This is a genomic window from Geobacillus sp. CX412 (genome assembly GCF_027942335.1).
GTDB classification, from domain to species: Bacteria; Bacillota; Bacilli; order Bacillales; family Anoxybacillaceae; genus Parageobacillus_B; species Parageobacillus_B toebii.
Window position 1 is genome coordinate 516,083 of sequence record NZ_CP103461.1, and the last position, 23,419, is coordinate 539,501.

Below are 23,419 nucleotides of genomic sequence, written 5' to 3' on the forward strand. Positions count from 1 at the left end.
TACCTCCTTCAATATGAGTCAACGCGCAATTTTTATATATGATCGTCCTTTTGTAATGTAAAAAAGAAAGCCCTTGCCATGCAAGGGATCGGCTTGTCGATTTTGTCGACAAGTTGATTCATGATGTTTGCCGGGTGCTTTTTTATTGGCTGTTTTCTAAAAGATTATTGCTAAATAAAAATGCCCCCCTATCTAGATAAAAAGGAAAAACCCTTGCCACGCAAGGGTTTCTCGAATGGAGCATACCGGGTTCGAACCGGTGACCTTCGCGCTGCCAGCACGACGCTCTCCCAACTGAGCTAATGCCCCATTTTCACGGAATATTATTGTCCGTTTTTATTATATATACGCCTTTTTTGAAATGCAATACAATTTTATCTAATTTTTGTTTAGAAGGATTAGGCGCTTTCTATATCGATATGGACGATCGAATCAATGGTGCGAATGGCATAGTAGACGTCGGCGGCGGCGCGTTTTTGGTCAACAGATGCTTTTAGTTTAATTAAATGATGGTTGTCGTCTAAGTCTTTAATACGCATTGTCTTAATATCGATATTTTGCAATTTGAGTTTGTGAATTACGTCGGCAATATTTTTTGCATCCGCAACGGTGATTTGTAGAAGAATTTCTTTTTCTCGCAATTGTTTTGGTCCAAAAAAACTGATTATAACAGGAATTAGCTCAACACTCACAATTAATAGCGCAACGCCAAATGCAGATTCTAAATAGAATCCGGCGCCGACTGCGATGCCGATGCCAGCCGCTCCCCAAATGATCGCAGCGGTTGTCAGCCCAGAAATACTATCGTTGCCGCGCCGTAAAATGACTCCTGCCCCGAGAAATCCGACTCCTGAGACAATTTGAGCGGCAAGGCGGAGCGGATCCATCGTAATATGATTTTTTAGAGGAAATACATAAGCAGATTCAATCGATACAATGGTTAATAAGCAGCTGGAAATAGAAATTACTAAACATGTCTTTAAACCAACGGGTTTGCGTTTTAATTCTCTCTCTAATCCGATAATCATTCCTAATATAGCTGATATTCCTAGTTTGATAAAAGGATCGAAGTTCATATATGATCACCTCTTCTGTTTGTATGATGGTATAATCATGATAAAACGTTTTAAGGGGGGATGGACAATGAAATCATCAAGTTTATGGAAACCATACTTTGCATTGTTTGTCGGAGTAATCTCCGTATCTACTTCCGCCATTCTTGTGAAATGGGCGCATGCTCCTGCCTCCGTCATTGCATTTTATCGTTTGTTTTTTACTGTGCTATTCATGACACCACTTTTTGTGAAATATGTTTCCGAATTAAAAATGATCTCGAAACGAGAATGGATATTTTCCATCATCTCTGGTGTGCTCTTAGCGTTTCATTTTATTCTTTGGTTTGAGTCATTAAACTATACTTCTGTAACGAGTTCGGTTGTACTTGTAACGTTACAACCGTTGTTTGCATTTATTGGCGGATATGTCTTTTTTAAAGAACGATTGACAGCGGGAGCGTTTCTTAGCGCATTATTAGCTATTGTTGGAAGCATTATCATTAGTTGGGGTGACTTCCGAATTAGCGGTAAAGCATTATTTGGTGATATACTAGCGCTTTTGGCATGTGCAATGGTAACAGGGTATTGGCTGTTTGGTCAAGAGTTACGAAAACGCCTGTCATTAATGACATATACATATATTGTATACGGAATTAGTTCTTTGACGCTCTTTCTTTATGTGCTTGCTTTTCAATTTCCGTTGTTTTCATATAGAAAAATAGATTGGATTTGCTTTATTTTGCTGGCGATTGTGCCGACGTTGCTCGGACATTCACTGATGAACTGGTCGGTAAAATGGGTAAGTGCTGCAACCATTTCGATGAGCATTTTATTTGAGCCAGTCGGTGCAACAATATTAGCTTACTTTTTGCTTGGAGAGATCATTCAACCGTCCCAATTGATGGGGGGGATTTTCATTTTAACAGGAATCGGAACATATTTGTGGGGAGAAAATCGAAAAGGGTCGCTACCAATACAAGAAAGTAGCTGACCCAAGCGTCCCGGTAATGAAATATTTCTTGTTAATGGGAAGACGATAGCCTCCGGGGGTGCTAGAAAACTGAGATAAATAAATAAAATCGACTCTTGTCGTTTGCGGAAGCAAGTAGGCTGATTTTGTAGCATCTTTTTTCCTTTTTTTATTTAAAGCGGCGATGATTTCTTCTGACGTTTTAATCCCGATTCCATGCCCGTAATGCAAGTCGTTTCCTAAATAGATCGTATTTTCTCCCTGCCACTGCGGCGTTTGCGGATCGAATTCAGGGTTTTTAAAATAAAGACAGTCGCCTGGGAGATAGTCTTCTCCCTTTTTTGTTTTTACTCCTAAGTCTTGATCGACATGCCAATCGTATAATAAGAGATTGGAAAACAGCCTATTAAATGTCTGTTTATCTATAACATCTAATATAGCCTTGTAAAATACGATAACGATGGCGGTAGCGCACTCAAAGGCGTATAAATGGCTGTTTATGAAAATATCGTTTATCGCATCTGAGGGAAGCACGTCTTCTTTTAATTGGAAACCTCCCAACTCATTTTTTATCCAAAATTGCTCATTGCATTTTGAAAGACGAAAAATAGCAAACCTTACTTTGCTTTTTGCGAGCGAGATGGCCGTATCGGTAATGCGATCGCGCAAAATAATTTCAAACAAAAGTTGATGTTCGTTTTTATATACGTAGGTTTCTGGTGATTTTAATAACGCTTCAAATATTTTTTCTTGCTTTTTTGAAAGAGAAGAATGCGCGAGAAAGTCGTTATACACAATCGTATCTTGAATTTTAATCATATTTTCCTCCTTAACAACAAGTTATTCACATGTTATTCACAAATTATCCACATTATTAACATGAGAGGAGATCGGCTCATTTAGTAAATTCAAAGTAAGATGTTTTGTTTTTTATCGAACGAATCGATGAAAAACGGCAATATTATTTAATTTATATGTATGAGATATGTGTAATTATTATGTTATAAAGCGGTGTATAGTTGATTTGTAATAAATAATTCGGTTAAAGTTGTAATCGTAAACAGTTGAAATGAGAATGTCCAATTCCGATTGTTGTGAAAAAGTTAATTGCGCCATTTAAATAAATTTGAAGGAACAAAAAAATATAAAAAAGGGGTTGCATTTTTTAGATTAAGGTGTTATATTAAATAGCGTCGCTAATGAATTAATTGAACAATCTTGATAACGAAAAAATTAGTTGACAATAAAAAAACGCTGTGATATTATTAAGAAGCTGTTTTGAGTAGCAAATGTTCTTTGAAAACTGAACAAAACGAAGCGTCCACAACGAAAAGCTGAAGCGCCGCGATCAGCTCTCGAAGCCAAATGTTCTTCACCCGCTGAAGTGTTTGCACTTCGAGGGGGAAGGTTATTTGGCACAAGAGAGCTAGGCGCTGAAGCTGGACAATAAGAAAAGCTGAAGCGCTTGACACCTTCGGTGTCGGTGCCGAAGTAAATAAGCCAATCAACTTTCTTTTTGGAGAGTTTGATCCTGGCTCAGGACGAACGCTGGCGGCGTGCCTAATACATGCAAGTCGAGCGGACCGAACGGAAGCTTGCTTCTGTTCGGTTAGCGGCGGACGGGTGAGTAACACGTGGGTAACCTGCCCGTAAGACCGGGATAACTCCGGGAAACCGGGGCTAATACCGGATAACACCGAAGACCGCATGGTCTTTGGTTGAAAGGTGGCTTTTGCTACCACTTACGGATGGGCCCGCGGCGCATTAGCTAGTTGGTGAGGTAACGGCTCACCAAGGCGACGATGCGTAGCCGGCCTGAGAGGGTGACCGGCCACACTGGGACTGAGACACGGCCCAGACTCCTACGGGAGGCAGCAGTAGGGAATCTTCCGCAATGGACGAAAGTCTGACGGAGCGACGCCGCGTGAGCGAAGAAGGTCTTCGGATCGTAAAGCTCTGTTGTTAGGGAAGAAGAAGTACCGTTCGAATAGGGCGGTACGGTGACGGTACCTAACGAGAAAGCCCCGGCTAACTACGTGCCAGCAGCCGCGGTAATACGTAGGGGGCGAGCGTTGTCCGGAATTATTGGGCGTAAAGCGCGCGCAGGCGGTCCCTTAAGTCTGATGTGAAAGCCCACGGCTCAACCGTGGAGGGTCATTGGAAACTGGGGGACTTGAGTGCAGAAGAGGAGAGCGGAATTCCACGTGTAGCGGTGAAATGCGTAGAGATGTGGAGGAACACCAGTGGCGAAGGCGGCTCTCTGGTCTGTAACTGACGCTGAGGCGCGAAAGCGTGGGGAGCAAACAGGATTAGATACCCTGGTAGTCCACGCCGTAAACGATGAGTGCTAAGTGTTAGAGGGGTTTTCCCTTTAGTGCTGTAGCTAACGCGTTAAGCACTCCGCCTGGGGAGTACGGCCGCAAGGCTGAAACTCAAAGGAATTGACGGGGGCCCGCACAAGCGGTGGAGCATGTGGTTTAATTCGAAGCAACGCGAAGAACCTTACCAGGTCTTGACATCCCCTGACAACCCTGGAGACAGGGCGTTCCCCCTTCGGGGGACAGGGTGACAGGTGGTGCATGGTTGTCGTCAGCTCGTGTCGTGAGATGTTGGGTTAAGTCCCGCAACGAGCGCAACCCTCGCCCCTAGTTGCCAGCATTCAGTTGGGCACTCTAGGGGGACTGCCGGTGACAAACCGGAGGAAGGTGGGGATGACGTCAAATCATCATGCCCCTTATGACCTGGGCTACACACGTGCTACAATGGGCGGTACAAAGGGCTGCGAACCCGCGAGGGGGAGCGAATCCCAAAAAGCCGCTCTCAGTTCGGATTGCAGGCTGCAACTCGCCTGCATGAAGCCGGAATCGCTAGTAATCGCGGATCAGCATGCCGCGGTGAATACGTTCCCGGGCCTTGTACACACCGCCCGTCACACCACGAGAGCTTGCAACACCCGAAGTCGGTGAGGTAACCCGTAAGGGAGCCAGCCGCCGAAGGTGGGGCAAGTGATTGGGGTGAAGTCGTAACAAGGTAGCCGTACCGGAAGGTGCGGCTGGATCACCTCCTTTCTAAGGATGATACGAAAAGCGGAAGCGACTGCCCTTATGGGCTAGTCGGAAGTGGACGCTTCGGGTTTGTTCAGTTTTGAGGGAGCATTTCACTCCTTCAGTCGTTTTGCGTCTGCGTCTTCTAGTGAATTCAAGGAAGTTGGATTCCTCGACGCAAGGCAGCAGAGAAGTTGATTCAAGGTAGTAGCCTTGTTCAGTTTTGAGGGAGCATGTTTAATGTTCTTTCAAAACAGAGGCTTTGTGTCAGAAGCAGTCTTGTGCCTGCGTCTACAAGCAGGTTCGAGGGAGTTAGGTTCCTCGGCACAAAGCTGCAGAGAAGCGAACTCAAAGTAGTAGCTTCGTTCCTTGAAAACTAGATAACCGAGAAGAAAAGCGGAGGCGCCGCGATTAGCTCTCGAAGCCAAATGTTCTTCACCCACAGAAGTGCTTGTACTTCGAGGGGGAAGGTTATTTGGCACAAGAGAGCTAGGCGTCGAAGCTAGACAGTGGAAGAAGCCGAGAAGCGAAGGCGGCAAGCATGAAGCTGTTTTCGCATGGTTAAGTTAGAAAGGGCGCACGGTGGATGCCTTGGCACTAGGAGCCGATGAAGGACGGGGCAAACGCCGAAACGCTTCGGGGAGCTGTAAGCAAGCGTTGATCCGGAGATGTCCGAATGGGGAAACCCACTGCCCGTAATGGGGCAGTATCCATACCTGAATCCATAGGGTATGGAGGGCACACCCGGGGAACTGAAACATCTAAGTACCCGGAGGAGAAGAAAGCAACCGCGATTCCCTGAGTAGCGGCGAGCGAAACGGGAACAGCCCAAACCAAGAGGCTTGCCTCTTGGGGTTGTAGGACCACTCACATGGGAGTTACAAAGGAACGGGGTAGACGAAGCGGTCTGGAAAGGCCCGCCAGAGAAGGTGACAGCCCTGTAGTCGAAACTTCGTTCCCTCCCGAGTGGATCCTGAGTACGGCGGGACACGGGGAATCCCGTCGGAAGCAGGGAGGACCATCTCCCAAGGCTAAATACTCCCTAGTGACCGATAGTGAACCAGTACCGTGAGGGAAAGGTGAAAAGCACCCCGGAAGGGGAGTGAAAGAGAACCTGAAACCGTGTGCCTACAAGTAGTCAGAGCCCGTTTATGGGTGATGGCGTGCCTTTTGTAGAATGAACCGGCGAGTTACGATGACGTGCGAGGTTAAGTCGAAGAGACGGAGCCGCAGCGAAAGCGAGTCTGAATAGGGCGTTAAGTACGTCGTCGTAGACCCGAAACCAGGTGATCTACCCATGTCCAGGGTGAAGGTAGGGTAACACCTACTGGAGGCCCGAACCCACGTACGTTGAAAAGTGCGGGGATGAGGTGTGGGTAGGGGTGAAATGCCAATCGAACCTGGAGATAGCTGGTTCTCCCCGAAATAGCTTTAGGGCTAGCCTCAAGGGAAGAGTCTTGGAGGTAGAGCACTGATTGAGCTAGGGGCCCTCATCGGGTTACCGAACTCAGTCAAACTCCGAATGCCAACGACTTATCCTTGGGAGTCAGACTACGAGTGATAAGATCCGTGGTCGAGAGGGAAACAGCCCAGACCACCAGCTAAGGTCCCAAAGTGCACGTTAAGTGGAAAAGGATGTGGAGTTGCCCAGACAACCAGGATGTTGGCTTAGAAGCAGCCATCATTTAAAGAGTGCGTAATAGCTCACTGGTCGAGTGACTCTGCGCCGAAAATGTACCGGGGCTAAACGTGCCACCGAAGCTGTGGGATGACCGTTGGTCATCGGTAGGGGAGCGTTCTAAGCGCGCCGAAGCGGGACCGGAAGGACTCGTGGAGCGCTTAGAAGTGAGAATGCCGGTGTGAGTAGCGAAAACAGAGGTGAGAATCCTCTGCACCGAAAGCCTAAGGTTTCCTGAGGAAGGTTCGTCCGCTCAGGGTTAGTCGGGACCTAAGCCGAGGCCGAAAGGCGTAGGTGATGGGCAACAGGTTGAGATTCCTGTACCACCTCCTCACCGTTTGAGCAATGGGGGGACGCAGGAAGGTAGGGCGAGCAGGCTGCTGGAATAGCCTGTCCAAGCGGTTAGGCTGCCAGATAGGCAAATCCGTCTGGCGCAAAGGCTGAGCCGTGATGGCGAAGGGACCATCGGTCCCGAAGTCCCCGATCCTACACTGCCAAGAAAAGCCTCTAGCGAGGTGAGAGGTGCCCGTACCGCAAACCGACACAGGTAGGCGAGGAGAGAATCCTAAGGTGCGCGGGAGAACTCTCGTTAAGGAACTCGGCAAAATGACCCCGTAACTTCGGGAGAAGGGGTGCTCTCTTGGGTGATGAGCCCGAGAGAGCCGCAGTGAAAAGGCCCAAGCGACTGTTTACCAAAAACACAGGTCTCTGCGAAGCCGAAAGGCGAAGTATAGGGGCTGACACCTGCCCGGTGCTGGAAGGTTAAGGGGAGCGCTTAAGCCGCAAGGCTGAAGGTGCGAACCGAAGCCCCAGTAAACGGCGGCCGTAACTATAACGGTCCTAAGGTAGCGAAATTCCTTGTCGGGTAAGTTCCGACCCGCACGAAAGGTGTAACGACTTGGGCACTGTCTCAACGAGAGACCCGGTGAAATCATACTACCTGTGAAGATGCAGGTTACCCGCGACAGGACGGAAAGACCCCGTGGAGCTTTACTGCAGCCTGATATGGAATTTTGGTATCGCTTGTACAGGATAGGTGGGAGCCTGAGAAGCCGGAGCGCCAGCTTCGGTGGAGGCGCCGGTGGGATACCACCCTGGCGGTATTGAAATTCTAACCCGCACCCCTTATCGGGGTGGGAGACAGTGTCAGGTGGGCAGTTTGACTGGGGCGGTCGCCTCCCAAAAGGTAACGGAGGCGCCCAAAGGTTCCCTCAGAATGGTTGGAAATCATTCGTAGAGTGCAAAGGCACAAGGGAGCTTGACTGCGAGACGGACAGGTCGAGCAGGGACGAAAGTCGGGCTTAGTGATCCGGTGGTTCCGTATGGAAGGGCCATCGCTCAACGGATAAAAGCTACCCCGGGGATAACAGGCTGATCTCCCCCAAGAGTCCACATCGACGGGAGGTTTGGCACCTCGATGTCGGCTCATCGCATCCTGGGGCTGTAGTCGGTCCCAAGGGTTGGGCTGTTCGCCCATTAAAGCGGTACGCGAGCTGGGTTCAGAACGTCGTGAGACAGTTCGGTCCCTATCCGTCGCGGGCGCAGGAAATTTGAGAGGAGCTGTCCTTAGTACGAGAGGACCGGGATGGACGCACCGCTGGTGTACCAGTTGTCCCGCCAGGGGCACCGCTGGGTAGCTATGTGCGGAAGGGATAAGCGCTGAAAGCATCTAAGCGTGAAGCCCCCCTCAAGATGAGATTTCCCATCGCGTCAAGCGAGTAAGATCCCTCGAAGATGACGAGGTCGATAGGTCCGAGGTGGAAGCGTGGCGACACGTGGAGCTGACGGATACTAATCGATCGAGGACTTAACCAAGCGGAAAAGCGGAGGCGAGCGCTTAGCGCCAAAAGGAAAATGTTCTTCCGACGAGACATGCTTGCATGTCGACGGAGGAAGGTTATTTTCCGGAAGGCGCTGCGAGCCGGAGCTGGACAAAGCGAAAAGCGGAGGCGACTGTTTAGCCGCCTATGCAAAACGGCTTCTTCCAAACAGACGGTTGTCTAGTTTTGAGGGAATGAAATAAATAAAAAAACTCTTGACATGGTAATATTGGTCATTATAATAATATTTGTCCAATCAATGAAAAAGTTTATAACAATTTATTATATAACTCCTTCATATTATTCCGCAGTAGCTCAGTGGTAGAGCAATCGGCTGTTAACCGATTGGTCGCAGGTTCGAATCCTGCCTGCGGAGCCATCTTGGAGAGCTGTCCGAGTGGTCGAAGGAGCACGATTGGAAATCGTGTAGGCGCGAATAGCGCCTCAAGGGTTCGAATCCCTTGCTCTCCGCCACTAATTTTGTTACTATGGCCCGTTGGTCAAGTGGTTAAGACACCGCCCTTTCACGGCGGTAACACGGGTTCGAATCCCGTACGGGTCACTTTCTTTTTGTGGAGGATTAGCTCAGCTGGGAGAGCACTTGCCTTACAAGCAAGGGGTCGGCGGTTCGATCCCGTCATCCTCCACCATCATCGTCGCGGGGTGGAGCAGTCCGGTAGCTCGTCGGGCTCATAACCCGAAGGTCGCAGGTTCAAATCCTGCCCCCGCAACCAATATTGGTCCCGTAGTGTAGTGGTTAACATGCCTGCCTGTCACGCAGGAGATCGCGGGTTCGAGTCCCGTCGGGACCGCCACAATGGAATTAATGCTAATTAAAAAAATGGCTCGGTAGCGACGAGCGATACTTCCATGAATATGCTGCGAGTTGTCCCGACGCATCTAACATCGCTGAATGAGCTAGAAGAGGAAGGGACACGACAACACAGAATTTAAATTAAGATAATAAAATGGCTCGGTAGCTCAGTCGGTAGAGCAAAGGACTGAAAATCCTTGTGTCGGCGGTTCGATTCCGTCCCGAGCCACCATTTACTCTTTAAATAAGTTTGAAGTTTTTCTGGCTGATGTGCCGACTTAGCTCAACTGGTAGAGACGAGCTTAAGCTTCTATGAATTTGCTCCGAGTTGTCCCGACGCATCTAACATCATTGAATAAGCTAGCAGAGGAAGGGACACAAAAAACTAAGGGTATATCAATGTTTCTTATGCCGACTTAGCTCAATTGGTAGAGCAACTGAATCGTAATCAGTAGGTTGCGGGTTCAAGTCCTGCAGTCGGCACCATGGTTACGGAGGGGTAGCGAAGTGGCCAAACGCGGCGGACTGTAAATCCGCTCCCTTTGGGTTCGGCGGTTCGAATCCGTCCCCCTCCATTTTATACTAGGGGCATAGTTTAATGGTAGAACAGAGGTCTCCAAAACCTCCGGTGTGGGTTCGATTCCTACTGCCCCTGCCATAAAATAAATATGTATGGCGACTATGGCGAAGTGGTTAACGCACCAGATTGTGGCTCTGGCATGCGTGGGTTCGATTCCCACTAGTCGCCCTTCCTTCTATTTTTTTGGGGTATAGCCAAGCGGTAAGGCAACGGACTTTGACTCCGTGATGCGTTGGTTCGAATCCAGCTACCCCAGCCATGATCACGATGCGGAAGTAGTTCAGTGGTAGAACACCACCTTGCCAAGGTGGGGGTCGCGGGTTCGAGTCCCGTCTTCCGCTTCCCTGCGGCGGCATAGCCAAGTGGTAAGGCAGAGGTCTGCAAAACCTTTATCCCCGGTTCGAATCCGGGTGCCGCCTCCATATATGGCAGAGCCGGGGTGGCGGAATTGGCAGACGCACAGGACTTAAAATCCTGGGGTAGGTAACTACCGTGCCGGTTCGAGTCCGGCCCTCGGCATGAAATAAACAGTTGACTTTATATTATTTGTAATGTAAAATTATATACGTCTTTACGCCGATGTGGCGGAATTGGCAGACGCGCACGACTCAAAATCGTGTGGGCTTTGCCCGTGTGGGTTCGACTCCCACCATCGGCATCGAAAATAGGGAGAAGGCTTTAGGATCAAGGGTTCTCACGAATGTGGGAACCCTTTCTTTATTTTTACCGAATACGATTCGAGTAAGAAAAATCGTGTGCGACTAATCGTGTTCGGTGAGGTGAAATGGAAAGTGAAAAGAATAGAAAATGAGAGAAAATTGCAGAGAAAGAGCAGGAGAGGAAGAAGAGGAGAGTTGAGTCGTGAGGAGTTGTTGCTAATATCTGACGACAACACAGAAATTGAATACACATTTGAGGAATTGTTAGAGATATTTATTGAGGATTGCGAACTAAGAAATTTGCGGGAACATACGATTTATTACCGCAGTGAGTTAAATGCGTTTATAAAACTGCTGAAAGAGCAAGAAATCGAATTACGTGTAAACGAATGGACAGGAGAAACCATTAAGCGAAATGTCATTATGTACATGAAAGAAAAAGGTCTTAAGACAGTCAGTATCAATTCCCGTTTGAGGGCTTTAAGGGCGTTTTTTAACTTTTTGGAAGGACGAAATCTCATAAAAAGCAATCCGATGAAAGACATCAATTGCTGAGGGATAGAAAAAGGATTGTAGAAACATTTGATAACCAGCAGATAAAGGCGTTATTTAAAGCATGCGACCTTCGCACGTTTGTAGGTTTAAGGGATTATACGATTATGATGTTGCTGTTGGAAACAGGGGTTCGAGTAAATGAATTAGTAAGTATAAAAACAACGGATATTATTTGGGAGCAAAAAGTCATCCGCATTCGAAATACAAAAGGTCGCTTCGAACGTTTTGTTCCTATTCAAGATACACTGTTGTATTGTCACTACGATAGTGAACCATATTTAGGTAAATCCAGCTATAAAAATGACGTACAAACTGACATCAGTTTCAGTTTTGGTACGTCATTTATTACTTTTATAACAATATTTATCTGAATTTTTATTAAAATTTTGCTACTTTTTAGAAGAATGATGTCTATCTAATGTAAATACATTTAATAATTTTCCTCTTTTTTTGATTTTCTAAATAAAAATCTAAATACTAGAAAAACTAAAGCGACAGAAACAAAAATAATAAGAACTGAAGAAGCCTGAAAAAAGAAATCACCAATTCCCATTTTCTATTCCCCCCATTTCTTGATTTAATTTACAATACATAAAGATTATAACATATTGAATTTAATTAATCGTTAATTTTTCTGATAAATCGATGATGTATAAAAGTTTGTGTAAAGCATTTTGCTAGAACAAAAGAAAAAAGGTAGGGTATTCTCTGATTTGGACCACAACACATTCCAGAGAAAGGAGAACCCTACCTATATCTAAAAGTATACCGAATGTCGACTGGGCAAATCAACTGGAAAGTGTCATTCGTCAGTTTGTAAAGGAAAAATTAGAACTGATCATGCGGGAAGAAATCAAGAATTTCCTCGAAATAGAACACGATGTAATAAATTTAAAATATATTTCGAGTTGTTAACTCTGTAAAAAAGAATAAGGACACAAGAATTATAGCCCCTATCTTCATATTTACGATTAAGTATCAAAATTGGTGCAATAAATATATGCTATCTCCCATGGGAGAACGGAAATTCTTCTTTAATCTGTGGTGCCGCGAAGCGATGGGCTAATGGGACAGTTTAGTTGAAGAAGGGGAATTGTACAAAGAGACAGAATATTACAAGTAAAAAGCTCTTGGGGGAAGTGTGAAGATGAAAATTGAAGATATATATAATGATTTACCAACACTCGAAACTGAAGGACTTTAGAAATTATTTGCAATTGACAATATCAACTGTAATCATTATTATTACAGTTAGGAGGAAGGTTCATTATGAATAGCGATTTTTCGATTGCCGTTCACTGCGTCGCTTACCTGGCCCAAAAGCAAAGCCAACGAGTGACCAGTGAAGACATTGCCCAAAGTGTTTCTGTCCACCCAGCAAGATTAAGGAAAATTTTGAGCATATTAAGGAAAGAAAATATTATTACTTCTAAAGAAGGGGCAAAAGGCGGATTCTCTTTAAACGATTCACCGGAACATATTACGTTAGACAAAATATTTAAAATCACTAGTGAGGAAACGCTTGTACCGAAATGCCCTGATTCCAATGAGAATTGTCCAATAGGCAGAAACCTATCAAATATACTCATTCGCGTTTTTCACAATGCGGAAGAACACTTTTTAAATTATTTAAAAGGTGTAACGATCAAAGATATCATTGATGAAATCAATAGTAGTTAGGTTTTCATGCCTGAAACAAAAGTACGACTAATGTTTTTATGTTAGTTATGCTCCATCAATTTTTTTTAAACATAACTGTAACAAAAAATATTTCAGTTTAAGAAGGTGAATAAGGTTGAAGAAAAAACGGGTTGTCGTTGGAATGTCGGGTGGGGTTGATTCCTCTGTGGCAGCCTACCTTTTAAAACAAGAGGGGTATGACGTAATCGGTGTATTTATGAAAAATTGGGATGACACCAATGACGATGGTGTATGTACAGCAACGGAAGATTACGAAGATGTTAAGAGAGTTGCCAATCAACTCGGGATTCCTTATTATAGTGTGAACTTCGAAAAAGAATATTGGGATCGTGTGTTTACGTACTTTATAGATGAGTTGAAACGGGGGCGAACACCAAATCCAGATGTTTTATGCAATACAGAAATTAAGTTTAAAGCGTTTGTTGACTACGCTCTTTCACTAGATGCTGATTATATCGCGACAGGCCATTACGCAAGAATCAGCAGAGAAAATGGCCAAATCGCCTTATTGCGTGGAAAAGATCCCAATAAAGATCAAACGTATTTTCTTAGCCAATTAACAGCAGAGCATTTGTCAAAAGTCCTGTTTCCTATTGGAGAATTAACGAAAGATGAAGTACGAAAAATCGCTCAAGAATTGAACCTTGTTAACGCCAATAAAAAAGATAGTACAGGAATCTGTTTTATTGGAGAAAGAAATTTCAAAAGCTTTTTAAAGAATTATTTACCGGCACAGCCCGGAGAAATTCGTTCTCTAGATGGAGAAGTGCTAGGTACTCATGATGGGTTGATGTACTATACGATTGGCCAACGAAAAGGACTTGGAATCGGTGGAAAAGGAACAGGGGAACCTTGGTATGTCGTCGATAAAGATTTAGAAAACAACGTTTTACTCGTCGCTCAAGGTAAAAATCATCCTGCTCTGTTTTCTACCGGTCTTATTGCATCGAACATTAGCTTTATTAACGGGGATGTTCGTCCACGTACATTTGCATGTACAGCTAAATTCAGATACCGTCAAGAAGATCAGAAAGTAACCGTTCATATTCGTCCGAATGGAACGGCTTTTGTGGAATTCGAAAAACCAGTTAAAGCCGTTACTCCAGGACAAGTAGCGGTATTTTATGACAATGATGTTTGTCTTGGCAGTGCGATTATTGACGAAGTGATAAAAATGGATGCTTCAACTGCCACTGCGGCATCTTAAAACAATACACTATTTGACTATAGAATGACACCCTGTATGCACGCTATCTTGTCAGGAATAATAAGTGCTGTGATAAGGAATAAATCTCGGGGAATTTTATCGGCTATCATACAAAGAGTAACTACAAAACATCATACTGAATCATCTTTAAGATATTTTATGTTTTGATGGAACGTTTTTCTAGATACAACGAAATTAAAAAATAATTGGAAGGTAGATGTGAAATGGAAAAATTTAAAAATCACAAAGGGTATTCACGCATGTATCAAGAAAACAAACTAACTTTAGGATTGTTCTTTCCGATTGAATCGTATATGGGCGATGTCCCTGAGATGAATATAGAAAAGCAAATGAAGTTAGCCAAACGAGCAGAAGAACTCAATTTCGCTTCATTATTTGTGAGAGATGTACCGTTGCGCGATCCTAATTTCGGGGATGTCGGGCAAATATATGACCCGTTTACGTATTTAGGGTATGTTGCTGCCAACACAGAAAAGATTGCCTTGGGAACGGGAAGTATTATTTTAACATTGCGCCATCCTCTTCATGTCGCAAAAGCGGCGGCTTCTGTAGACAGATTATCTGGTGAAAGACTTATTCTCGGTGTCGCAACAGGTGACCGTCCAATCGAGTTTCCAGCTTTTTCTGTGAATCCAGAAGATCGGAGCGAATTATTCCGAGAAGCAATTGGTGTCATGAAAAAAGCATGGAAAGAGCATTTTCCTGTCATTGACTCTTTACGAGTGCATATGACAAATGGAGATCTTTTGCCAAAACCGAAATTGTCAGACATACCAGTAATGGTGACAGGTCACAGTGGACAGTCTCCTGAATGGATTGCTGAACATAGTGATGGCTGGATTTACTATCCACGTGCACTCAAATTTCAAAGAGCATTAATCGAGAATTGGCGTTCGTTAACAGAGGAATTTAAGCCATTTACCCAATCGCTTTATGTTGATTTGGCGGAAGACCCATATCATGTACCAATACCGATTCATCTTGGATTCCGTACAGGCCGCGTTTTCCTTATCGAATTTCTTGAAGCTTTACGAGATGCAGGTGTGAACCATGTCATCATCAACTTAAAATATGGCCAACGCCCAGTAGAAGAAGTGATCGAAGAATTAGGTGAATTTGTGCTTCCACACTTTCCGGCTTTATCATGATGAGGACAATCCATTTGGTTGATAACCTTTAAAGACGTAAATATAAGAAAGGGAGGATGCGTATGAAAGTTTTGGTCATTGGTGCCAACGGAAAAGTAGGCCAACAAGTGGTGAGCATGCTTCATGCGCATGAGCGGCACACCGTTCGTGCAATGGTTCGAAAACAAGAGCAATTGGAGGCTTTTCAGAAAAAAGGAATTGAAGCGGTGCTCGCTGATCTTGAAGGTACTGTCGATGAAATTGCCGAAGCAGCCAAAGGCTGTGACGCGATCGTATTCTCCGCCGGTTCAGGTGGACACACAGGAGCGGATAAGACATTGCTTGTCGATTTAGACGGTGCCGTAAAAGCGATGGAAGCTGCAGAAAAAGTCGGAATTAAACGATTTGTCATGGTGAGCTCATTCCAGGCCCACAACCGTGAGAACTGGCCAGAAAACCTCAAACCTTATTATGTCGCTAAACATTATGCTGACCGTATGTTAATGAATAGTGGTTTAAATTATACGATTATTCGTCCTGGATATCTTCTTAATGAAAAAGGCACAGGGTTGGTTACTGTAGCAGAAAACTTAAATGTCGGGAGCATTCCACGTGAAGATGTAGCAAGAACAATCGTTCAATCTCTTGATGAACCAAATACGTATAAAAAAGCATTCGATTTAATGTCGGGGGATACAGAGATTGCGGAAGCATTGAAATCACTGTAATGAAGCATTCATCCGAAGGGAGAATTTAGAAACATGGCTTACAAATTTTATGCAATGGATTTTGCTTTTTATAACTCCATGGGCATTTATAGCTTTGAAGCTCGGTGTGAAATGCTAAAAGAGATCGGGTATGATGCGACCCATTTATCCGTCTGGCACGGAGAACGGTGGAGAGATGTAGAGAAGCTGAAAAACGTTGAGGAGAAATATGGACTGGATGTCGCTGGCGTGTACGTTGTGTTAGACCTTTCATTAGGTGAGGACCATCCAAGAAATACGGGTATTTTAAAAATGCTGGAGATCATGGAAGGATGCTCCACGGTCGAGCTGGCGATTCAATCTGTCGGACATCATATACGCCCTTCAGACCCTAAAGGGGACGACATCGCTGTGAAGTGGCTGGAAAAAGCACTGAAGATTGCGGAACGAAGAAACATTAATATCTTACTTTACACACACTTATCATTCTGGGTTGAACGCCATGAAGATGCAGTAAGACTTTGCAAGCGTCTCAATCATCCTAATCTCGGCATTGTATTTTGCGGCTACCATTGGTACGCAGTCGATGGAACAAACCTATTAGGTACGCTTAGAGCGGTATCCCCTTACTTAAAACAAGTAAACATTTCTGGCAGCCGCCGAGATCCTCACGGTTTTGGGGGAGTGGCGACAATCGAGCCTTTGGATGTCGGGGAGTTAGATAATTTTGCGTTGCTTGGACAGCTTAAAAAGATGGGCTATAATGGGATGATTGGCTACCAAGGTTGGGGTGAAGGAGGCGACGCTTACAGCAAGCTAAGCCGTTCACTCAAAGCGTTCCGCGATATGGAGCGTAGACTTGAGGCACACCCACATTGGGCGGATTTAAGATTAACTCCATAATCATTCCTTCATCCGCTCCTTTGATTGATTCGTTTAAAGGATACAGGTTGGCTAAATAATAATACCTGTCAAATAGATACGTATAAAAGAGTGAACCTTATGCGGCAAGAGTTCGGCATTCCACCGGACTCTTGCCGTATTTTGTTTATATTCGTTTTTCGTTATAGTTGGATAGAGACAAGGGATTCCACTTATGTGGAATTCCTTGTTTTTTTATTTGCCGAATACGATTTCAGAGTAGAGATCTTTCACTATGTCGTAAATAAAGGAAAAAAACAATCGCCGTGCTAGGTGGTCTTTTTGGGCCGGATCGTCCAGTTTCATCGAAGTTTCGGTATAGCGTCCGAGGTGGGAGAGCTTCATGTATCGTATGCATTTGAAAGGACGATTTTTGCCGGATGGGATGGAAAAACAACCTTTTACCTTTATCATGAAGACAACAGCTAGCATAACGAATACAATTTAATAAAAAAGATGAATGTAAAGGAGGCGGGCAGAATGAAAGTGTCTTTGGATATTGACAGCGATTACGCTGAGACAATCGTGACCATTCACTGTAAGGAAGTAGATGACACGATTAAAGAAATTCTTGATTTTTTAAAAGGGATGGAGACGGAATTTATTGTCGGAAAAAATGGTGATATGCATTATATATTAAAGCCAAATGAGATCCATTTTTTTCGTGCTCATGGGGATAGCATCGAGGCGGTGACAGCCGAGGGAACATTTAAATTGAAGGAAAAGCTGTATGAGCTCGAAAAATTGCTTCCCTCTAACAAGTTTGTTCGCATTTCTAAGTCGGTCATTGTAAATCTCTATGAGTTGAGCCGGTTTGAAGCATCGTTCAATGGCACTCTATGCGTTTATTTTAAATCAGGAGTGAAAGAGTACGTTTCTCGACGTTATGTTCATGCCATCAAAAAAGCATTAAAAATGAATAGGGGGAAAAAAGAATGAAAAAATTCTTATACAGAAGCATCATCGGGATATTGATCGGTTCCTTTATCGCAGTAGTGGTAACTAGCTCTATCATCTATTTCGGTCATTTCCCTGTCATTAATGGTGAAGAATTTATAAAAAACTCATTTGGGAGCATATTTTGTGGATGGTTTTTTGCCGTATCTTCGCTTTATTTTGAATTAGAATCGCTCCGTCTGTCGCAACAAACGGCATTGCACTTTGTTACAGTAATTGTTTTATATTTTATCCTGTCCTTGGGAATTGGGTGGATCCCGTTTGATTTGAAAAACATCCTTATTTCAGCAGCTATATTTATTGTAGTCTATTTAGTTATATGGGGTTGCTACTATTTATATTTCAAAAACTTAGCAAATCAAATGAATGAAGATTTAGAGAAAATATAAATAAATATCCCCTTCAGTCAGGATCGGATTTTCACAGTTTGGTCCTTTGTTTGCTGATGCGGATAAAAAAACATTAGAAATAGGAGAGGAGTTGAAATGAACAATGGCAAACAAGCAAATGACTGCAGATGAAATTTTGGAAGCGATCCAAAAAATGAGCAATGAAGAACGTTGGAAATTGTTTGATAAGATGTACGACCTGTATTATTCCAAAGAGCATTTGATAATAAAAGCAAAACGTAAATATTTAGAAGAGGACGACTATTGACGAGCAAGCCTAAGCTAATTGCCTAGGCTTTTCTTTTTTTGTTCATTATGAAATTTATTACATTAATGTTATATATTTTACAATATTAAATCATTTTGCTTTCATTTATACTAAACTCGTATATTTATATTATTTTACTATGGGGGTTATTTTATGAAAAAATTGATTCCTTTTGCTGTTGCGGCATCCCTTGCCATCGCAACATTGCCTGCTTCTGCTTTTGCGATTGAATCCAATGATCCTGAACTCCAAAGCTATCTAAACGAGATCGGTATGACCCAGGAAGAGCTGAAAGAATATTTAGACTACGATGGCTACACATTAGAAGATTTTCAAGATGTCGATGAGCTTCGCAGCGAGCTTGGCGATGTATTGACAGAAGAAAATTTACAACAATTGCTTGAAGATTATGGCTTAACGAAAGAGGAATTAAAACAACTTCTTATCGATAAAACGGTCGCTGGAGAGTTTACCTACAAAGTCCGTAAAGTGCGAATTGTAGACGCCGATGACAGAACCGTGATTGTGCCAAAACCAAAAGCCACATTAACCGTATCTACGTGCTATCCATTCAACTACATCGGCGCAGCACCGAAGCGGTATATCCTTGTCGCTAACTTAGTGGAGGCAAGGAATTGATGTCTTATCCCTTTATCTCTATCAAATGTGAGTCAAAAATCCTTTTACATGCAAAAACCCCACAGAGTTTCTGTGGGGTTTTTTAGTTGGTATCATTTGCCTCGAAGGTTTATTTGACTTACATTTTTGTTTTCGTTTTCTGAAGCAAAAATTCTTTTCCATAGCTGCCGTGATCGTGAATCATCGCATGCTCAACCTGGATGGTCGTATGTTTGATTCCGTATTTTTTGTTTAGCATCTCGTTAATGGCCAAGATGACACAAAACGGCTGGATATGCTCGCTGATAAATACGTGTGCGGTTAATGAATAGTGGTCGGTGGAAACGGCCCATAAGTGCATGTCGTGTACATCTTCGACTCCTTCGACTTGGCGGATGTCCTCTCTAATCTGGTCGAGATGAAACTGATCAGGCACCGCTTCCATTAAAATGAGATACGATTCGCGAATAATTTTTGCCCCGCCTGTGAAGATGATGGCAGCAATAATAATGCTGATAAGCGGGTCGAAAAAATAAAAACCAGTAAAATAAATGAGTATTGCTGAAATAATGACACCGATGGAGCTAAGAAGATCTCCGATAAAATGCCATAAGGCGCTTTTAATATTTAAGTTTTCCTCTTCTTTTGTACTTCGGCTAAGGACAATGGTCAATATGAGATTCACAATGAAACCAATCGAGGAAATAGTCAGCATTAAGCGAAAATCGATTGGTTCGGGAGAAATGAATCGTTTAATCCCTTCCCAAAAAATCCAAATGGAAATAATAGCCAACGTAAGACCGTTTAAAAAGGACGTAATAATTTCAAATCGCAAATAGCCGAACGTAAATCGATGATTTGGCGGACGCGTGGCAAGGTAAAGAGCGATCATGCTAAGCCCAAGCGCCAATACGTCAGATGCCATATGGGCAGAGTCGGAAAGCAAAGCCAAGGAATTAGATAATAGTCCTCCAATAATTTCCACAATCGTAAAAAACAATGTTAAACCAAGAGTGATCCAAAGCGTTTTTTTGGATTGATTTTGCGTTTTTACATGAGGAAGATGGTGATAATCGTATTGGATTGGTGACATGGCACACCTCTACTTTATAATAATTATTAGTTTATATATATTATAATATAATCATCTAAAATTGTGCAAAAAAAAAAATTTTCGGCTCGTTTTGTTGGAAAATATCAAAAAATAGAAAATTTTTTCTCAAGGAATTTATACACCGTTGTGGAATATAAGTATCAACAGCAAGAAAATTTAGGAAAGGACGCGATGCAGATTGATCTCCGTCAGTCCCACTGATTTAGAAATTTATTTATTTCATGAAGGCAGCTTATATAAAAGTTATGAATTGTTTGGTGCACATGTGATAAAGAAAAACGGCATGGTTGGAACTCGATTTTGTGTGTGGGCTCCGCATGCGCGGGAAGTGCGGTTAGTCGGCAGTTTTAATGAATGGAACGGAACTAATTTTAACCTGATGAAAGCAAATGATCAAGGCGTATGGATGATTTTTATTCCCGAAAACTTAGAAGGGCATTTATATAAATATGAGATTAAAACTAGCGATGGGAATGTCCTGCTCAAATCGGATCCATATGCGTTTTACTCCGAATTGCGCCCCCATACTGCCTCCATTGTCTACAACATAAAAGGATATCAATGGAATGACCAAGCATGGCGACGAAAGAAGCGGCAAAAACGAATTTATGATCAGCCTTTATTTATTTATGAGCTCCACTTTGGTTCATGGAAAAAGAAGGAGGATGGCAGTTTTTATACATATCAAGAGATGGCGGATGAGCTAATCCCTTATGTTCTTGAACATGGCTTTACTCATATTGAATTGCTTCCGCTTGTCGAGCATCCGCTCGACCGCTCTTGGGGATACCAAGGAACAGGTTATTATTCAGCAACAAGCCGTTACGGGACACCGCATGATTTGATGCATTTTATTGACCGCTGCCACCAAGCGGGAATCGGTGTGATTATCGATTGGGTCCCTGGCCATTTTTGCAAAGATGCCCATGGGCTATATATGTTTGACGGCGCTCCTACCTATGAATATGCCAACATGCAAGACCGAGAAAATTACGTGTGGGGAACGGCGAATTTTGATCTTGGCAGGCCGGAAGTTCGCAGTTTTTTAATTTCCAATGCGTTATTTTGGATGGAATATTTCCATGTGGATGGATTTCGAGTGGACGCAGTAGCAAATATGCTATATTGGCCAAATAGTGATGTACTGCATAAGAATCCGTATGCTGTGCAGTTTCTGCAAAAATTAAATGAAACCGTATTTGCGTATGACCCAAGCATTTTAATGATTGCCGAAGATTCGACAGACTGGCCGCGCGTCACTGCCCCAACGTACGACGGAGGGTTGGGATTTAACTATAAATGGAACATGGGATGGATGAACGATATTTTAACTTATATGGAAACGCCGCCTGAACAGCGAAAATACGTGCACAATAAAGTAACCTTTTCCCTTTTGTACGCGTATTCAGAAAATTTCATTTTACCTTTTTCCCATGACGAAGTCGTGCATGGAAAGAAATCATTATTAAATAAAATGCCGGGGACATATGAGGAAAAGTTTGCACAATTAAGGTTGCTGTATGGATATTTGTTGACACATCCCGGTAAGAAGTTATTGTTTATGGGCGGTGAATTTGCTCAATTTGATGAATGGAAAGATTTAGAGCAGCTTGATTGGGTGCTTTTTAATTTTGATCTGCATCGGAATATGAATATTTATGTGAAACAATTATTGAAATGTTATAAGCGCCATAAACCTCTTTATGAGCTAGATCATTCTCCAGATGGGTTTGAGTGGATTGATGTTCATAATGCTGAACAATGCATTTTCTCATTTGTTCGCAGGGGAAAAAAAGAGAACGATTTACTTGTTATTGTTTGCAACTTCACCAATAAAGTGTACCACGATTATAAAGTTGGCGTGCCGCTGTTTGCTGCATATCGAGAAATAATCAATAGCGATGCAGTCGAGTTCGGGGGATGGGGGAATATCAATGCGAAGCCGATTGCAGCGGTCAAAGAGCCGTTTCATGGAAAACCGTATCACATTCGGATGACGATTCCGCCGTTTGGCATTTCTATTTTAAGACCAGTAAAAAAACGAGGGGAGAGAAACATTAATGGTAAAGAAAAAGTGCATCGCCATGTTATTGGCAGGAGGGCAAGGTAGCCGTCTATGCTCATTGACGGAAAACATTGCAAAGCCAGCGGTTCCATTTGGCGGAAAATATCGAATTATTGATTTTACATTGAGCAACTGCACAAATTCCGGCATCGATGCGGTCGGCGTATTAACGCAATATCAGCCGCTTTTATTACACTCTTATATCGGTATTGGCAGCGCTTGGGATTTAGACAGGAAAAATGGCGGTGTCACTGTTCTCCCTCCATATTCGGTGTCGTCTGGTGTGAAATGGTACGAAGGAACGGCAAACGCCGTTTATCAAAATATCAATTACATTGAACAATATGATCCGGATTACGTTCTAGTGTTATCGGGCGACCATATTTATAAAATGGATTATCGAAAAATGTTGGATTATCATATTGCGAAACAAGCGGATGTAACCATTTCTGTTATTGAAGTGCCTTGGGCAGAGGCAAGCCGGTTCGGCATTATGAATACCAATGAACAAATGGAAATTATTGAATTTGAAGAAAAACCGGCGAATCCGAAAAACAACCTTGCTTCGATGGGCATTTATATGTTTAACTGGCCGCTTTTAAAAGAATATTTGCAAATAGACAACGAAAATCCACATTCCAGCCACGACTTTGGAAAAGATGTGATTCCGTTATTGCTTCGGGAGAAGAAGCGGCTTGTTGCCTATCCATTTAAAGGCTATTGGAAAGATGTTGGAACGGTACAAAGTTTATGGGAGGCCAATATGGATTTATTGGACGAAGAAAATGAATTAAATTTATTTGACCATTCATGGCGGATTTATTCTGTCAATCCGAATCAGCCGCCACAATACATTTCCGATGAGGCCGTCATCATTAATTCGCTTGTGAACGAGGGATGCATGGTGGAAGGGAATGTCGAGCATTCCGTATTATTTCAAGGGGTTCATGTCGGGAAAGGAGCAATCGTGAAAGATTGCGTCATTATGCCGGATGCGGTGATTGGCGAGGGGGTATATATCGAAAGAGCGATCGTGCCGCCGGACGTAGAAATTCCGCCACATTCAGTTATTTGCTCCGATGATATTCTTCTTGTTACAAAGGAATGGTTAACAGAACGGAAAATGGAAGATATTCGGAAAGGATGAGC

The 23,419-nt window shown here is 43.4% G+C and carries 19 protein-coding genes, 17 tRNA genes, 2 rRNA genes and 1 pseudogene; 34 read left to right on the plus strand and 5 right to left on the minus strand.

Annotated features, from left to right (window positions below; translation table 11 throughout):
- Positions 1-236: 236 nt before the first annotated feature.
- Both NXM86_RS02620 and NXM86_RS02625 read right to left on the minus strand, forming a co-directional pair.
- Positions 237-309, minus strand: a tRNA-Ala gene (locus tag NXM86_RS02620).
- An 89-nt stretch (positions 310-398) separates the two neighbouring features.
- Positions 399-1,076, minus strand: a complete 678-nt coding sequence (locus NXM86_RS02625; protein WP_015864924.1) for an MgtC/SapB family protein — start codon at positions 1,074-1,076, stop codon at positions 399-401.
- Between the two features lie 67 nt (positions 1,077-1,143).
- Between NXM86_RS02625 and NXM86_RS02630 the strand changes: the two genes are divergently transcribed.
- On the plus strand, positions 1,144-2,046 hold the full coding sequence (locus NXM86_RS02630; protein ID WP_062677764.1) for a DMT family transporter: 903 nt from the start codon (positions 1,144-1,146) through the stop codon (positions 2,044-2,046).
- Here the strand turns inward: NXM86_RS02630 and NXM86_RS02635 are convergent.
- Positions 2,023-2,844 carry a protein-glutamine gamma-glutamyltransferase gene (locus NXM86_RS02635; protein WP_375216678.1) on the minus strand — a complete coding sequence of 274 codons (822 nt, stop codon included), beginning with the start codon at positions 2,842-2,844 and terminating at the stop codon, positions 2,023-2,025. The genes NXM86_RS02630 and NXM86_RS02635 overlap by 24 nt on opposite strands.
- A gap of 694 nt (positions 2,845-3,538) precedes the next feature.
- Here NXM86_RS02635 and NXM86_RS02640 point away from each other — a divergent pair.
- The 21 genes from NXM86_RS02640 to NXM86_RS02740 all read left to right on the plus strand — a co-directional run bounded on the left by NXM86_RS02640 (position 3,539) and on the right by NXM86_RS02740 (position 11,546).
- Positions 3,539-5,093 (plus strand): 16S ribosomal RNA (locus NXM86_RS02640).
- Between the two features lie 535 nt (positions 5,094-5,628).
- Positions 5,629-8,562, plus strand: a 23S ribosomal RNA gene (locus NXM86_RS02645).
- The 16S and 23S rRNA genes sit together here, the layout of an rRNA operon.
- 61 nt (positions 8,563-8,623) lie before the next feature.
- Complete coding sequence (locus NXM86_RS02650) at positions 8,624-8,770, plus strand: hypothetical protein (RefSeq protein WP_169712580.1); 147 nt, start codon at positions 8,624-8,626, stop codon at positions 8,768-8,770.
- A 101-nt stretch (positions 8,771-8,871) separates the two neighbouring features.
- Positions 8,872-8,946 (plus strand) — tRNA-Asn (locus tag NXM86_RS02655).
- Between the two features lie 4 nt (positions 8,947-8,950).
- A tRNA-Ser gene (locus NXM86_RS02660) sits at positions 8,951-9,041 on the plus strand.
- A 16-nt stretch (positions 9,042-9,057) separates the two neighbouring features.
- Positions 9,058-9,129, plus strand: a tRNA-Glu gene (locus NXM86_RS02665).
- A 12-nt stretch (positions 9,130-9,141) separates the two neighbouring features.
- Positions 9,142-9,217, plus strand: a tRNA-Val gene (locus NXM86_RS02670).
- Between the two features lie 7 nt (positions 9,218-9,224).
- A tRNA-Met gene (locus NXM86_RS02675) sits at positions 9,225-9,301 on the plus strand.
- A 5-nt stretch (positions 9,302-9,306) separates the two neighbouring features.
- A tRNA-Asp gene (locus NXM86_RS02680) sits at positions 9,307-9,382 on the plus strand.
- 155 nt (positions 9,383-9,537) lie between these two features.
- Positions 9,538-9,613: transfer RNA gene (locus tag NXM86_RS02685), tRNA-Phe, on the plus strand.
- 178 nt (positions 9,614-9,791) lie between these two features.
- Positions 9,792-9,867, plus strand: a tRNA-Thr gene (locus NXM86_RS02690).
- 7 nt (positions 9,868-9,874) lie between these two features.
- Positions 9,875-9,956 (plus strand) — tRNA-Tyr (locus NXM86_RS02695).
- Between the two features lie 9 nt (positions 9,957-9,965).
- A tRNA-Trp gene (locus NXM86_RS02700) sits at positions 9,966-10,039 on the plus strand.
- A 17-nt stretch (positions 10,040-10,056) separates the two neighbouring features.
- Positions 10,057-10,129: transfer RNA gene (locus NXM86_RS02705), tRNA-His, on the plus strand.
- Between the two features lie 16 nt (positions 10,130-10,145).
- A tRNA-Gln gene (locus NXM86_RS02710) sits at positions 10,146-10,220 on the plus strand.
- A 10-nt stretch (positions 10,221-10,230) separates the two neighbouring features.
- A tRNA-Gly gene (locus NXM86_RS02715) sits at positions 10,231-10,302 on the plus strand.
- Positions 10,303-10,309: 7 nt separating this feature from the next.
- Positions 10,310-10,383: transfer RNA gene (locus NXM86_RS02720), tRNA-Cys, on the plus strand.
- Between the two features lie 11 nt (positions 10,384-10,394).
- A tRNA-Leu gene (locus NXM86_RS02725) sits at positions 10,395-10,480 on the plus strand.
- 56 nt (positions 10,481-10,536) lie between these two features.
- A tRNA-Leu gene (locus NXM86_RS02730) sits at positions 10,537-10,619 on the plus strand.
- A 133-nt stretch (positions 10,620-10,752) separates the two neighbouring features.
- Positions 10,753-11,175, plus strand: a complete 423-nt coding sequence (locus NXM86_RS02735; protein ID WP_498958591.1) for a site-specific integrase — start codon at positions 10,753-10,755, stop codon at positions 11,173-11,175.
- Positions 11,169-11,546: a tyrosine-type recombinase/integrase gene (locus NXM86_RS02740; protein WP_073967997.1), complete on the plus strand. Its 378-nt coding sequence runs from the start codon at positions 11,169-11,171 to the stop codon at positions 11,544-11,546. The genes NXM86_RS02735 and NXM86_RS02740 overlap by 7 nt, the downstream gene beginning before the upstream one ends.
- Before the next feature lie 59 nt (positions 11,547-11,605).
- On the opposite strand, the gene NXM86_RS02745 is transcribed toward NXM86_RS02740, so the two are convergent.
- On the minus strand, positions 11,606-11,728 hold the full coding sequence (locus NXM86_RS02745; protein WP_255265204.1) for a hypothetical protein: 123 nt from the start codon (positions 11,726-11,728) through the stop codon (positions 11,606-11,608).
- A 200-nt stretch (positions 11,729-11,928) separates the two neighbouring features.
- Here NXM86_RS02745 and NXM86_RS02750 point away from each other — a divergent pair.
- The 10 genes and pseudogenes from NXM86_RS02750 to NXM86_RS02795 form a co-directional block, all read left to right on the plus strand.
- Positions 11,929-12,051, plus strand: a pseudogene (locus tag NXM86_RS02750) (IS256 family transposase); the annotation flags it as partial.
- 393 nt (positions 12,052-12,444) lie between these two features.
- Positions 12,445-12,855, plus strand: a complete 411-nt coding sequence (locus NXM86_RS02755) for an RrF2 family transcriptional regulator (RefSeq protein ID WP_015374305.1) — start codon at positions 12,445-12,447, stop codon at positions 12,853-12,855.
- 115 nt (positions 12,856-12,970) lie between these two features.
- A complete protein-coding gene (gene mnmA, locus NXM86_RS02760) occupies positions 12,971-14,083 on the plus strand; it encodes a tRNA 2-thiouridine(34) synthase MnmA (RefSeq protein WP_089098047.1) in 1,113 nt (370 codons plus the stop codon).
- Between the two features lie 224 nt (positions 14,084-14,307).
- Positions 14,308-15,252 carry an LLM class oxidoreductase gene (locus tag NXM86_RS02765; protein ID WP_020961348.1) on the plus strand — a complete coding sequence of 315 codons (945 nt, stop codon included), beginning with the start codon at positions 14,308-14,310 and terminating at the stop codon, positions 15,250-15,252.
- 62 nt (positions 15,253-15,314) lie between these two features.
- The gene (locus tag NXM86_RS02770; RefSeq protein ID WP_205424481.1) at positions 15,315-15,959 is read left to right on the plus strand and encodes an SDR family oxidoreductase; all 645 of its coding nucleotides are present in this window, start codon (positions 15,315-15,317) and stop codon (positions 15,957-15,959) included.
- Between the two features lie 33 nt (positions 15,960-15,992).
- On the plus strand, positions 15,993-16,841 hold the full coding sequence (locus NXM86_RS02775) for a sugar phosphate isomerase/epimerase family protein (RefSeq protein WP_498958592.1): 849 nt from the start codon (positions 15,993-15,995) through the stop codon (positions 16,839-16,841).
- 498 nt (positions 16,842-17,339) lie between these two features.
- Positions 17,340-17,798, plus strand: a complete 459-nt coding sequence (locus tag NXM86_RS02780) for a LytTR family DNA-binding domain-containing protein (protein ID WP_047818056.1) — start codon at positions 17,340-17,342, stop codon at positions 17,796-17,798.
- Positions 17,795-18,205, plus strand: coding sequence for a DUF3021 domain-containing protein (locus tag NXM86_RS02785; protein WP_015864898.1), 411 nt, complete (start codon positions 17,795-17,797; stop codon positions 18,203-18,205). The genes NXM86_RS02780 and NXM86_RS02785 overlap by 4 nt, the downstream gene beginning before the upstream one ends.
- Before the next feature lie 103 nt (positions 18,206-18,308).
- Positions 18,309-18,473, plus strand: coding sequence for a hypothetical protein (locus NXM86_RS02790; RefSeq protein WP_328267482.1), 165 nt, complete (start codon positions 18,309-18,311; stop codon positions 18,471-18,473).
- Between the two features lie 153 nt (positions 18,474-18,626).
- Positions 18,627-19,112 (plus strand): processed acidic surface protein, encoded by a 486-nt coding sequence (locus NXM86_RS02795; protein ID WP_171698907.1) that lies wholly within the window; start codon positions 18,627-18,629, stop codon positions 19,110-19,112.
- Between the two features lie 118 nt (positions 19,113-19,230).
- Here NXM86_RS02795 and NXM86_RS02800 read toward each other — a convergent pair whose 3' ends face one another.
- Positions 19,231-20,184 (minus strand): cation diffusion facilitator family transporter, encoded by a 954-nt coding sequence (locus tag NXM86_RS02800; RefSeq protein WP_062677567.1) that lies wholly within the window; start codon positions 20,182-20,184, stop codon positions 19,231-19,233.
- A gap of 199 nt (positions 20,185-20,383) precedes the next feature.
- On the opposite strand from NXM86_RS02800, the gene glgB reads away from it, so the two are divergent.
- Together glgB and NXM86_RS02810 are read left to right on the plus strand one after the other, a co-directional pair.
- Positions 20,384-22,315: a 1,4-alpha-glucan branching enzyme gene (gene glgB, locus NXM86_RS02805; RefSeq protein WP_498958594.1), complete on the plus strand. Its 1,932-nt coding sequence runs from the start codon at positions 20,384-20,386 to the stop codon at positions 22,313-22,315.
- Complete coding sequence (locus NXM86_RS02810; protein WP_089098043.1) at positions 22,266-23,417, plus strand: glucose-1-phosphate adenylyltransferase; 1,152 nt, start codon at positions 22,266-22,268, stop codon at positions 23,415-23,417. The genes glgB and NXM86_RS02810 overlap by 50 nt, the downstream gene beginning before the upstream one ends.
- Positions 23,418-23,419: the final 2 nt, after the last annotated feature.